The 254-nt window shown below is 70.5% G+C and carries 1 pseudogene; it reads left to right on the top strand.

Going from position 1 to position 254, the window contains the following annotated elements:
* A pseudogene (locus NMD1_RS00710) lies at positions 1 to 254 on the top strand (glyoxalase); the annotation flags it as partial.

Genomic DNA, 254 nt, shown 5'->3' with positions numbered 1-254 from the left:
CCCGCCGGCACGGTGTCCGCCTTCGGCTTCAAGACGCCGATCCCCTACCCCTTCGGCGACGAGCGCACCGGCTATCTGGTCACCGACATGGACGCCGCCATCGCTTCCGCGGTGAAGCATGGCGCGGTGCGCCGGCTCGATGCCTTCCCCGATCCGATCGGGCGCGACGTGGTGATCCAGTGGCCGGGCGGCGTGAACATGCAGCTCTACTGGCACACCGCCAAGCCGAGCTACGCGCCGCTCGCCACCGTGCC

This window comes from Novosphingobium sp. MD-1 (genome assembly GCF_001014975.1).
Taxonomy (GTDB): domain Bacteria; phylum Pseudomonadota; class Alphaproteobacteria; order Sphingomonadales; family Sphingomonadaceae; genus Novosphingobium.
This window is presented reverse-complemented; position numbering and strand designations above follow the sequence as displayed.